This is a genomic window from Oerskovia enterophila (assembly GCF_001692445.1).
GTDB classification, from domain to species: domain Bacteria; phylum Actinomycetota; class Actinomycetes; order Actinomycetales; family Cellulomonadaceae; genus Oerskovia; species Oerskovia enterophila.
In genome coordinates this window covers 77,847-88,805 of the sequence record NZ_MAQA01000014.1, presented here as the reverse complement: position 1 = coordinate 88,805, position 10,959 = coordinate 77,847, and the positions used below count along the sequence as shown (strand labels likewise).

Annotated in this window: 10 protein-coding genes, 1 pseudogene and 1 riboswitch; of the genes and pseudogenes, 6 read left to right on the top strand and 5 right to left on the bottom strand. The window is 72.5% G+C overall.

Translation table 11 applies throughout. The annotated features are described in order from the left end of the window. A pseudogene (locus tag OERS_RS22230) lies at nucleotides 1-126 on the top strand (biotin/lipoyl-containing protein); the annotation flags it as partial. Nucleotides 127-144: 18 nt separating this feature from the next. Here the strand turns inward: OERS_RS22230 and OERS_RS07850 are convergent. After that, a complete protein-coding gene (locus OERS_RS07850; protein WP_322788285.1) occupies nucleotides 145-1,581 on the bottom strand; it encodes an MFS transporter in 1,437 nt (478 codons plus the stop codon). Nucleotides 1,582-1,753: 172 nt separating this feature from the next. On the opposite strand from OERS_RS07850, the gene OERS_RS07845 reads away from it, so the two are divergent. Beyond that, complete coding sequence (locus OERS_RS07845; RefSeq protein WP_231907809.1) at nucleotides 1,754-3,055, top strand: benzoate/H(+) symporter BenE family transporter; 1,302 nt, start codon at nucleotides 1,754-1,756, stop codon at nucleotides 3,053-3,055. Nucleotides 3,056-3,218: 163 nt separating this feature from the next. Continuing rightward, nucleotides 3,219-3,761, top strand: a complete 543-nt coding sequence (locus OERS_RS07840) for an NUDIX hydrolase (protein ID WP_231907810.1) — start codon at nucleotides 3,219-3,221, stop codon at nucleotides 3,759-3,761. A 48-nt stretch (nucleotides 3,762-3,809) separates the two neighbouring features. Here the strand turns inward: OERS_RS07840 and OERS_RS07835 are convergent, their stop codons facing one another. Both OERS_RS07835 and OERS_RS07830 read right to left on the bottom strand, forming a co-directional pair. Beyond that, complete coding sequence (locus tag OERS_RS07835; protein ID WP_068625351.1) at nucleotides 3,810-4,190, bottom strand: DMT family transporter; 381 nt, start codon at nucleotides 4,188-4,190, stop codon at nucleotides 3,810-3,812. A gap of 1 nt (nucleotide 4,191) precedes the next feature. Further along, a complete protein-coding gene (locus OERS_RS07830; RefSeq protein WP_056650383.1) occupies nucleotides 4,192-4,506 on the bottom strand; it encodes a DMT family transporter in 315 nt (104 codons plus the stop codon). A gap of 13 nt (nucleotides 4,507-4,519) precedes the next feature. Then, a riboswitch (guanidine-III (ykkC-III) riboswitch) is annotated at nucleotides 4,520-4,587 on the bottom strand. Between the two features lie 241 nt (nucleotides 4,588-4,828). Between OERS_RS07830 and efeU the strand changes: the two genes are divergently transcribed. From efeU to efeB, 3 genes are read left to right on the top strand one after another with little or no spacing between them, the layout of a single operon-like run. After that, nucleotides 4,829-5,704, top strand: coding sequence for an iron uptake transporter permease EfeU (efeU, locus tag OERS_RS07825; RefSeq protein WP_068625350.1), 876 nt, complete (start codon nucleotides 4,829-4,831; stop codon nucleotides 5,702-5,704). Beyond that, entirely contained in the window at nucleotides 5,701-6,921 is a 1,221-nt protein-coding gene (efeO, locus tag OERS_RS07820) for an iron uptake system protein EfeO (protein ID WP_068625349.1), read from the top strand. Before efeU ends, efeO begins: the two co-directional genes overlap by 4 nt. Nucleotides 6,922-6,934: 13 nt before the next feature. After that, nucleotides 6,935-8,317 (top strand): iron uptake transporter deferrochelatase/peroxidase subunit, encoded by a 1,383-nt coding sequence (gene efeB, locus OERS_RS07815; RefSeq protein WP_068625348.1) that lies wholly within the window; start codon nucleotides 6,935-6,937, stop codon nucleotides 8,315-8,317. A 19-nt stretch (nucleotides 8,318-8,336) separates the two neighbouring features. On the opposite strand, the gene OERS_RS07810 is transcribed toward efeB, so the two are convergent. Together OERS_RS07810 and hydA are read right to left on the bottom strand one after the other, a co-directional pair. Beyond that, on the bottom strand, nucleotides 8,337-9,455 hold the full coding sequence (locus OERS_RS07810) for a TIGR03842 family LLM class F420-dependent oxidoreductase (protein WP_068625347.1): 1,119 nt from the start codon (nucleotides 9,453-9,455) through the stop codon (nucleotides 8,337-8,339). 16 nt (nucleotides 9,456-9,471) lie between these two features. After that, nucleotides 9,472-10,908: a dihydropyrimidinase gene (hydA, locus tag OERS_RS07805; protein ID WP_056650367.1), complete on the bottom strand. Its 1,437-nt coding sequence runs from the start codon at nucleotides 10,906-10,908 to the stop codon at nucleotides 9,472-9,474. Nucleotides 10,909-10,959 lie beyond the last annotated feature (51 nt).

Sequence of the window (10,959 nt, the reverse complement as noted above, 5' to 3'; positions counted from 1 at the left end):
GCCGTGGCCGAGGGTGCCGTGGTCGCCGAGGGCGACCTCATCGTGGTCCTCGAGGCCATGAAGATGGAGCAGCCTCTCGTCGCGCACCGTGCGGGGCGCATCACGGGCCTGACGGCGGGCGTCGGCGTCTCCGGCGTCTGGCGGTCAGACCGTGGTCGAGGTGTGCTCGTCCGCCGCACGCATGGCCCGGCGCCCCGAGGGAAGCAGGGTCGCGACCGCGATCACGACGAACATGAGCGCGCCCGACACGATCAGGAGCGACTCGACCGAGTACCGGTCCGCGAGCGGGCCGAAGATCAGCATGCCGAGCGGCATCGCGAGCGCCATCACGATGCCGACGAACCCGAAGACACGCCCCTGCCGGTCGGGTTCGACCGTCTCCTGCAGGACCGTCATCGAGGTCGTGGCGAAAGCGGGCACGGCGACGCCGAGGAGGAACATGAACGTGAAGAAGACCCACATGTTCGTCGACAGGCCCAGACCGACCGAGAGCACGCCGAACACGAACGTCGCGCCCACGATCATCGCGACCCGGTTCTTGAGCCCGCCCCAGGTGGCGAGCAGCACGCCGCCGACGATCGCGCCGAACGAGAACGCGAGCTCGTTGGCCGTGAGCTTCCAGACCTCCTCGCCGAACGTCCGCACGACCATGAGCGGCGTGAGATAGGACGGGGCCACGATCAGCAGGAACACGATCGCGTAGAGGCCCAGGACCCAGCGCACGAAGGTGTGGCCGCGCAGGTAGCGCAGGCCGCCCACGAGGTCGTCGAAGTACCCGACCTTCTCGCCCGCCGCCAGGTCGGCGCGCAGCACCTTGGTCACGGGGATCAGCGCCAGGAGGCCGATCCCGATCACGGCCGTGACGACGTCGACGAAGAAGATCGCGACGATCGAGGCGCTCGCGTAGACGCCCGCCGCGACCGCGGGGGCGAGCAGCGTCATGGCCGACTGGATCGACCCGTTGATGCCGTTGACCCGCATGAGCTTGCTCACCGGGACGAGCTGCGGGAGGAGCGAGGACACCGCGGGCATCTGGATCCCGGCACCGACCGAGCGGATCGCGAGCGCGGCGTAGATGAACCACAGGTCGTCGCTGCCCGAGAGCATGAGCAGCGCGAGGGCGAGGGTCGTGACCGCGATCGAGGCGTCGGCCGCGATGATCAGGAACTTGCGGTTGAGCCGGTCCGCCCAGACCCCGCCGAAGATCGACACGACCGCCTGGGGCAGGAACCCGAAGACGGTCGCGAGCGCCAGGACCGACCCGGACTTGGTCTCGAGCGTCAGGTGCCACATGATCGCGTACTGCACGAGCATCGACCCGAACAGCGAGACGGTCTGCCCGCCCAGGAAGATCGTGGCGTCGCGACGCCAGCGCGGCTTGTCGGCCTCGTCGTCGGTCGGCGGCGGGCCGGACGGGCTGGCGGGGTCAGCCTGGTCTGCGGGCTCTGGCTGGCCCGCGGGACCGTAGGGAGCGGCCGCAGGATCGGCGGGCTCGGCGAGGGAGGAGGGACTGGCGTCGGCGCCTGTCGAGGCATCCTCTGCGGTCGGGTCGGACACGATGTTCGGCTCGGGATGACTCACCCGTCCATGGTGCGGGGCGCAGGACCGTGCGTCCACCGAATTCGAGCCCGTCGTCCGCCCGCAGTCGAGTCGTCCGGCCCGCCCGCTGTCCCGGACCGCCCCCCGGAGTCGGCACGGCCGTCTCTCCGCCCGGTTCCCGCTCGCGGCACCGTCGTGGTGGCAGGGTGGGCCCGTGACGTCCGAACCGCCCGCACCGCTCCCCGCCGGGAGCCCCCGCGCCGCCCCTGCCCGGACGGTCGACCTGCTCACGGGCCCCGTACCCTCCCCCGGCCTGGTGCGCGCCTCGTCGGTCTCGGCCGTGGTCGCGGGCCTGGTCGCGGTCATGGTCTCGTTCGCCGGACCGTCGCTCATCATCCTGCAGGCCGCGCACGACGGCGGGCTCACGACGGCCCAGACGACCTCCTGGCTGTGGGCCGTCTCGATCGGCAGCGGACTGACGGGCGTGGTCCTGAGCCTGCTGACGCGTCAGCCCGTCATCACGGCATGGTCGACGCCCGGCGCCGCCCTGCTGCTCGGCACGCTGGGCGACTTCGCGTTCTCCGACGTCGTGGGCGCCTATCTCGTCGCGGCCGTGGCAGCGCTCGCGCTCGGCGCGAGCGGGGTGTTCGGACGGCTCCTGGCGGCGGTCCCGCCCCAGATCCTCTCGGCGCTGCTCGCGGGGGTCCTGCTCCCGTTCGTCCTGGGGGCGGTCGTGAGCGCGGTCGGCTCGCCCGCGATCGGGGCGAGCGTCGCGGTCGCGTTCGTCGTGGTGCGTCGCCTCGCGCCGCGCTACGCCGTCCTGGCGGCGCTGCTCGCCGGGGTCGTGGCGGCGCTCGTCGCGGGCGACGTCTCGCGTCCGACGACCGCGCTCGCCCTGGCCGTCCCCGAGTGGACCACCCCGACGCTCGACCTGGGCGCGGTCGTCGGGATCTCCGTCCCGCTCCTGCTCGTGACGCTGAGCGCCCAGAACGGCCCGGGCCTGGAGATGCTGCGCGCGAGCGGATACCGCCCGAACAGCCGGCTGCTGGTCGGCGGGACCGCGGCGGCCTGGGCCTTCCTCGCACCGTTCGGTGCGCACGGCATCAACCTGGCCGCGATCACCGCGGGTATCTGCACGGGCCCGGAGGCCCACGAGGACCGCACGCGCCGCTACGTCGCGGGGGTCGCGTGCGGCGTGGGATACCTGGTCGTGGGGACGTTCGCGGGGAGCCTGGTCGGCCTGTTCCACGCCGTGCCGACGGCCCTGGTCACGACCGTCGCGGGCGTCGCGCTCGTCGGTGCGCTCACGGGTGCCCTCGCGGGGACCTTCGCCCCCGCGGCCTCGACGCCCGGCGCGAGCCCCTCTCCTGCGGCACTCGAGGCGGCCGTGCTGACGCTCGTCGTCACCACCTCGGGGATCGTGGTCGCCCACGTCGGGTCGGCGTTCTGGGGAGTCGTCGTCGGGCTCGTCACCTACGGGGTCCTCACGGTCGGCAGGCGTCGCCGCGCGGCGTGAGGGCCGCCCGGGCCGCGTGGCGCCGTCGGGCCGGTCCTTCCTCCTGCCCGACGGCGGAGCCTCCGTTCTCGTCGCACCTCGCCCGTGCGGGGCTGCTGTCCACGACGTGGTCACCGCGGCCGGGCGCTGTCCCGGCGGGCCCGCCGGATGGCAGGGTGGGACCGTGACGATCCCGACCGAGCCCACGCCTCCGAGCCCCACGACCGACGCGCCCCGCGCTCCCCGCCACCTCCAGCCCGGGGACGGCTGGGTCGAGTGCACGTGCGGCAGGCGGCACTGGGGGCTCGCGGGAGCCGCGGGCCTGCTCGTCGCGCGCCGGGGCGAGGACGGGCGCGTGAGCCACGTCCTGCTGCAGCACCGGGCGACCTGGAGCGACCAGGGCGGCACGTGGGGCGTGCCCGGTGGTGCGATCCACCCCGACGAGACGCCCGAGCAGGGCGCGCTGCGCGAGGCGCACGAGGAGGCCGGCGTGGACCCCGCACTCGTGACGATCGTCGGCGACCGGGTCCTGGACCACGGGCCGTGGCGATACACGACGGTGCTCGCGGAGGTCGTGCCGGGTGCGCACCTCGAGGCACGAGCGACCGACGCCGAGAGCCTCGAGATCGCGTGGGTCGCGGTCGAGGACGTCACCTCGCTCCCCCTGCTGGACGCGTTCCGGGACGCGTGGCCCGAGCTCGTGGGGCGATTCGCCGAGGTCGCCTGACAACGTCGGCCGCCACGCGAGGCCCTGGTGCGCGAACGGCCCGTGGCGCTAGTGCTCCGGTCCGTCCGCCGGGGCGCTCTCGACCTCGGTGGGCGCGGGCTCCTTCGCGGGTCCGTGCGGGACGAGCTTGAGCCCCACGACCGCGGCGATGATGCCCGCGATGAAGACGACCTTGCCGACGGAGGCGGACTCGTCGCCCGTCAGGATCGCGTAGGACACGGTCAGGGCCGCACCGATGCCGACCCACACCGCATAGGCGGTGCCGATCGGGATGTGCTTGACGGCCCAGCCGAGCCCACCCATGCTGACGGCGAGCGCGACGAAGAAGACGATCGACGGGACGAGGTTCGAGAAGCCGTCGGACTGGCCCAGGGCCGTGGCCCAGACGGCCTCGAAGACGGCGCTGACGAGCAGGACGATCCACGGCATGTCAGCTCACCACCTTGAGGCCGACCACGGAACCGACGAGCAGGACCAGGAGCAGCCCGCGCAGCCAGGTGAACCGCTCGGCGCCGGTGAAGAATCCCCAGACGACCGTGAGCGTGGCGCCGATGCCGACCCACACCGCGTAGGCCGTACCCGTGGGCAGCGAGGTCATCGCCCAGGCGAGACCGACCATGCTCAGCGTCAGGGACAGGGCGAAGACGACCGTCGGTCGCTTGCGCGTGAAGTTCTCCGATGCGGACAGCGCCGTCGCCCAGACGGCCTCCAGCATCCCGGAGAGGACGAGGACAACCCAAGCCATGACAAGTAACCCCTCTGAGTCAGTCTTGTCCGTGCGGGTACTGCTCCCTCGTCCGCGCGTTCCTCGTCGGAGGAACTTGGTACCAGTGTACCAAGAGTGCGCCGCTGCGGCCAGGGAGAGGATCCAGGGTGGTGTGGGACAGGTCACGCGGACTCCGGTTCCCGCACCCGGGCGACGGGAGTACTGTTCTCGCGGAGGAAGGCAAGCCTTACCAAACTAGGACGCGAGTCCCAAGTCGGCCGGGCCCCACCGCTGCGACCACCGGCCGCCCCGGCCTCCGGCTCCCGGGCTCCCCCGCCCCGCGACCCGTCGAAGGACTCCCGTGTTCGCCAACTTCCTCATCGGCCTGCGTGAAGGCCTCGAGGCCGCGCTCGTCGTCAGCATCCTCGTCGCCTACCTGGTCAAGACCGGTCGGCGCGACCTGCTCCCGTACCTCTGGCTCGGGGTCGGCATCGCCGTGGCCGTCTCGATCGGCTTCGGCGCGGCCCTGACGTACGGGCCGCAGGGGCTGACGTTCGAGGCCCAGGAGGCCATCGGCGGCACGCTGTCGATCGTCGCGGTCGGACTCATCACGTGGATGATCTTCTGGATGGGCAAGACCGCCCGGCACCTCAAGACCGACCTGCAGCACAAGCTCGACGACGCCGTGGCGGCCGGGAAGTGGGCCGTGGTCGTCATGGCGCTGCTCGCCGTCGGGCGCGAGGGCCTCGAGACCGCGCTCTTCCTGTGGGCCGGCGCCCAGGCCACGGGCACCACGACCAAGCCGCTGCTCGGAGCCGTGCTCGGGCTGGCCGTGGCCGTCCTGCTCGGCTGGGCCGTCTACAAGGGTGCCGTCAAGCTCAACCTGCGCGTCTTCTTCGCCTGGACCGGCCTGTTCCTGATCGTCGTCGCCGCAGGAGTCCTCTCCTACGGCGTGCACGACCTCCAGGAGGCCGGCATCCTGCCCGGGCTGCACAACCTGGCGTTCGACGTCAGTGCGCAGATCCCGCCCTCGAGCTGGTACGGCACGGTCCTCAAGGGCGTCTTCAACTTCTCCCCCGCGACCACCTGGCTCGAGCTCGCCGCCTGGTGGCTCTACCTCGTCCCCACGCTGTTCTTCTTCGTCCGGACCGTCTGGTTCAGCGCGCCTCGCAGCAGTGCCCCCGCGCAGGCCAGCACCCCGGCAACCATCGTCACGACTCCCGGAGGAAACCGATGACCCGCTCACGGGCCACCCGCGTCGCAGCGCCGCTGCTCGCCGTCGCACTGCTCGTCCCCGCCCTGGCCGCCTGCACGCCCAACGACCCGCCCGCTGCCGGTGCGACCGGTGCCGCGGACGGTTCCGCGAAGCTCACGGTCGACTCCTCGGCCGACGCGTGCAAGCTCTCGGCCGCAGAGGCGCCGTCGGGCAACATCGTCTTCAGCGTGACCAACACGGGAGACGACGTGACCGAGTTCTACCTGCTCGCCGAGGACGGCCTGCGGATCGTGTCCGAGGTCGAGAACATCGGCCCGGGCATCAGCCGCGACCTGGTCCTCACGGCCAAGCCCGGCCGGTACGTGACGGCCTGCAAGCCCGGCATGATCGGCGACGGCATCCGCTCCGACTTCACCGTGACCGACTCGGGCAAGGACGTCGAGCCCACGGGCGCGGTCGCCGACCAGATCGCCCTGGCCTCGACCAACTACGTCGCGTACGTCAAGGACCAGACCGAGCAGCTCCTCGAGGGCACCCAGGAGTTCGTGACCGCGTACAAGGCGGGCGACGACGAGGCGGCCAAGGCCCTCTACGCCCCGGTGCGCGTCCACTGGGAGCGCATCGAGCCCGTGGCCGAGTCGTTCGGCGACCTCGACCCCAAGATGGACCTGCGCGAGGCCGACCTCGAAGAGGGCCAGGAGTGGACCGGCTGGCACCTGCTCGAGAAGGACCTGTGGCAGCCCGCGCCCGACGCCAACGGCGGCGAGACCTACGTGGCCCTGACGCCCGAGCAGCGCACGCAGTACGCCGACCAGCTCCTCGCAGACACCCAGGAGCTCTTCGACCGCACGCACGAGGCGTCGTTCGCGGGCGGCATCGACGCGCCCGCGATCGGCAACGGGGCCAAGGGCCTGCTCGACGAGGTCGCGACGGGCAAGGTCACGGGCGAGGAGGAGATCTGGTCGCACACCGACCTGTGGGACTTCCAGGCCAACGTCGACGGCGCCAAGGTCGCCTACGACGGTCTGCGCGACGTGGTCTCGGCCAAGGACGAGAAGCTCGCCACGACGCTCGACGAGCGCTTCCAGGCCCTTCAGGGCCTGCTCGACGAGCAGAGGCAGGGCGACGGGTTCGTGCTCTACACCGACCTCACGCCCGAGCAGGTCAAGGCGCTCTCGCAGGCCGTGGACTCGCTGAGCGAGCCGCTCTCGCAGCTCACCGCCGCCGTGGTGCTCTGAGGACCGACGCACCATGACGACCTCGCCCGACCAGCCCGACTCCCGCCCCTCCACGCCCGGCGCCCCGGCGGGACCTGCCGAACCCGCGCACGAGGCGCGACGCATCTCGCGGCGCGCCGTCCTGGGGATGGCCGGCGTCGGGCTGGCCGGTGCGGGGCTCGCCGGGGGCTTCCTCGCGGGGAGCGCCGCGGCCTCGGCGCGCGACACCGCGCCGAGCGCGGGCCCGGCCGAGGGGGACGGAGCGTTCGCGTTCCTGGGCGAGCACCAGGCGGGGATCACGACCCCGGTCCAGGACAGCCTGCACTTCGCGACCTGGGACGTCACGACCCAGGACCGCGACGAGGTCGTCGCGCTGCTGCGCGCCTGGACGCTCGCGGCCTCGCGCATGACGCAGGGCCTGCCCGCCGGGGAGTTCGGCCCCATGTCCGGTCCGTACGACGCGCCGCCGGACGACACGGGCGAGGCCGAGGGGCTGCCGGCCTCCGGGCTGACGATCACGTTCGGGTTCGGCCCGTCGTTCTTCACGGCCGCCGACGGGTCTGCCCGCTTCGGCCTCGACGGGCGCAAGCCCGACCTCCTCGCCGACCTGCCGCACTTCCCGGGCGACATGCTCGAGGACGCGCGCTGCGGCGGCGACCTCGCCGTCCAGGCGTGCGCGAACGACCCGCAGGTCGCGGTCCACGCGATCCGCAACCTCGCGCGCATCGCGTTCGGGACGGCGTCGGTGCGGTGGAGCCAGCTCGGCTACGGGCGCACGTCCTCGACCACGACCGCGCAGCCCACGCCCCGGAACCTGTTCGGCTTCAAGGACGGCACGGCCAACATCACGTCCGAGGAGTCCTCGGCGATCGACGAGCACGTGTGGGTCGCGCCGGGCGACGGGGCCGACTGGCTGGCGGGCGGCTCGTACCTCGTCGCGCGCCGCATCCGCATGACGATCGAGACGTGGGACCGCGCTCCCCTGCGCGAGCAGGAGACCATCGTGGGGCGGACCAAGGGCTCGGGGGCGCCGCTGTCCGGCGGCGAGGAGCGCACCGAGCCCGACTTCGAGGCCGCGGGCCGCGGGGGTGTCCCGCTCATCGACCCGGCGTCCCACGTGCGCCTCGCGCACCCCACGAGCAACGGCGGCGCGCGCATGCTGCGCCGCGGCTACAACTACACCGACGGCTCGGACGGGCTGGGCCGGCTCGACGCTGGGCTGTTCTTCCTCGCGTACGTGCGCGACCCCGCGACCCAGTACGTGCCCATGCAGAACGCGCTCGCCAAGCACGACCTCATGAGCGAGTACCTGCGGCACACCGGCTCGGGGATCTGGGCCGTGCCGCGCGGGGTCGCCGAGGGGGCCATGCTGGGCGGGGACCAGGGTGCGTTCGTGGGTCAGGAGCTGTTCGCCTGACCCCGCCCGGGCCGGGGCGTCACCCGCGGACCCGGCCCGCCTCCTGGACCGCGGGACGAACCAGCTCGCCGTAGGCCTGGAGCGTCTCGTCGTTCGCGTCGTGCTGGAGGTAGAGCGCGAACTGGTCGACGCCGAGCGCCTTGAGCTCGAGCAGCCGCTCGACGTGCCGCTCGGGCGGCCCGACCAGGCAGAACCGGTCCACGATCTCGTCGCTCACGAACGCGGTGTGCGTGTTCCCCGCGCGCCCGTGCTCGTTGTAGTCGTAGTCGACGCGCCCGGCCACGAAGTCGGTCAGGGCACGAGGGATGCGCGGGCCCGCGTCGCCGCCCGGCCCTGTGCCCGTGCTCTCCCCCGCCCCGTAGCGCGCGACGATCTCCGCGACGTGGTTGCCGACCATGCCGCCGAACCAGCGGCACTGGTCGTAGGCGTGGGCGAGCGACCGCCCGCCCGCGCTCCCACCCGTGCCCGACGGCGCCTCGTCCGTCACGTACGCGGGTGCGGCCACGCAGATGGTCACCTCGGCCGGGTCGCGGCCGGCCTGCTCCGCGGCCTGGCGCACCGCGTCGATCGACCAGGCCACGATGTCGGGGTCGGCGAGCTGGAGGATGAAGCCGTCCCCGACCTCGCCCGCGAGCGCCAGGGCGCGCGGGCCGTACGCCGCGACCCACACGGGGGTGCGGCTGTCGGGCGCCCAGGGCAGGTGCAGGGTCGTGCCGTGGTACTCGACCGACTGCCCACCGGCGAGCCCCCGGATGGCCGTGACGGCTGCCCGCAGCTCGGCCAGGGTCACGGGCTTGCCGTTGGTCACCCGGACCGCGGAGTCCCCGCGACCGATCCCGCAGACCGTGCGGTTGCCGAACATGTCGTTGAGGGTCGCGAAGAGCGAGGCGGTCACGGTCACGTCGCGCGTCGCGGGGTTGGTGACCATGGGCCCCACGGTCACGCGATGGGTCGCGGACAGGATCTGGGAGTAGATGACGAACGGCTCCTGCCACAGCAGGTGGGAGTCGAACGTCCAGACGTGGCTGAACCCGTGGAGCTCGGCGCGGCGCGCGAGGTCGACCACGCGCCAGGCGGGCGGGTTGGTCTGCAGGACGACGCCCAGGTCGAGGCGCGCGGCGGTGCCTGCTGCGGTCATGGCTGGTTCCCGCCCGTCATCGCAGGTAGGCCGAGGTGCTGCGGCGCAGGTACCGACCGTGCCCGGGGTGCCCGTGGTACTCGCCGTCCGAGATCAGGACCGTGCCGCGCGAGATCACGACGTCCACGTGCCCGTCGATCTCGAAGCCTTCCCACGCGGAGTGGTCCATGTTCATGTGGTGGGTCTTGCCGTTGCCGTCCGAGGGGTAGCCGATCGAGGTGTGCCCGGCGGGGTCGTAGACCACGACGTCGGCGTCGGCCCCCGGGGCCAGCACGCCCTTGCGGTCGCCCAGCCCGAACATGCGCGCCGGCGTCGTGCAGCACAGCTCGACCCAGCGCTCGAGCGAGATCTTCCCGTCGACCACGCCCTGGTACACGAGGTCCAGGCGGTGCTCGACGCCGCCGATCCCGTTGGGGATCTTGGAGAAGTCACCGAGCCCGAGCTCCTTCTGCTCCTTGAAGCAGAACGGGCAGTGGTCGGTGCTCACGACCGACAGGTCGCCCGTGCGCAGGTAGCGCCACAGCTCGTCCTGGTGCTCCTCGGCTCGCGAGCGCAGCGGGGTCGAGCAGACCCACTTGGCTCCCTCGAAACCGGGCGCCCCGAGCTGTTCCTCGAGCGAGAGGTACAGGTACTGCGGGCACGTCTCGCCGAACACGTTCCAGCCGTCGTCGCGGGCCCGGGCGAGCGTGGCCACGGCCTGCTTGGCCGACATGTGCACCACGTAGAGCGGGGCGCCCGCGAGCCGCGCGAGCATGATCGCGCGGTGCGTGGCCTCCTCCTCGGTCTCCCAGGGGCGCGTGGTGCCGTGGAAGTAGGGGGCCGTGTCGCCGCGGTCGAGGGCCTGACGCACGAGGACGTCGATCGCGATGCCGTTCTCGGCGTGCATCATGACCATCGAGCCGTTGGTCGCGGCCTTCTGCATGGCCCGCAGGATCTGGCCGTCGTCGCTGTAGAACACCCCGGGGTAGGCCATGAAGAGCTTGAAGCTCGTGATGCCCTCGGCCACGAGCTCGTCCATGGCCTTGAGCGAGTCGTCGTCGACCCCGCCGAGGATCTGGTGGAACCCGTAGTCCACGGCGCAGTTCCCCTCGGCCTTGGCGAACCAGGCGGCGAGCGAGTCCTGGACCCGCTCCCCGGTGCGCTGGACCGCGAAGTCGACGATCGTCGTCGTGCCTCCCCAGGCCGCGGCGCGCGTCCCGGTCTCGAACGTGTCCGAGGCGGCCGTGCCGCCGAACGGCAGCTCCATGTGGGTGTGCGGGTCCACCGCGCCCGGGATCACGTACTTGCCGGTCGCGTCGATCACCGTCTCCGCGACCGAGGCGAGGTCCACGCCGAGCGTCGTGTCGCCCGGGCGCACGAGCGCGGCGACCTGCTCGCCGTCGAGCAGGACGTCGGCGCGCGAGCGCCCCGTGGGCCCGACGACGGTGCCACCCGTGATGAGGGTCAGTGCCATGGTGCGGTCCTCTCGTTCGTCGGTCGGTCTTCTGCGCGGGGGCCGGCTCCG

Bases quoted from the DNA above. Each gene is read 5' to 3' on its own strand.
- OERS_RS07835 (WP_068625351.1), bottom strand. From the start codon at position 4,190: ATGCCGTGGATCGTCCTGCTCGTCAGCGCCGTCTTCGAGGCCGTCTGG.
- OERS_RS07830 (WP_056650383.1), bottom strand. From the start codon at position 4,506: ATGGCTTGGGTTGTCCTCGTCCTCTCCGGGATGCTGGAGGCCGTCTGG.
- efeO (WP_068625349.1), top strand. From the start codon at position 5,701: ATGACCCGCTCACGGGCCACCCGCGTCGCAGCGCCGCTGCTCGCCGTC.
- efeB (WP_068625348.1), top strand. From the start codon at position 6,935: ATGACGACCTCGCCCGACCAGCCCGACTCCCGCCCCTCCACGCCCGGC.
- OERS_RS07810 (WP_068625347.1), bottom strand. From the start codon at position 9,455: ATGACCGCAGCAGGCACCGCCGCGCGCCTCGACCTGGGCGTCGTCCTG.
- hydA (WP_056650367.1), bottom strand. From the start codon at position 10,908: ATGGCACTGACCCTCATCACGGGTGGCACCGTCGTCGGGCCCACGGGG.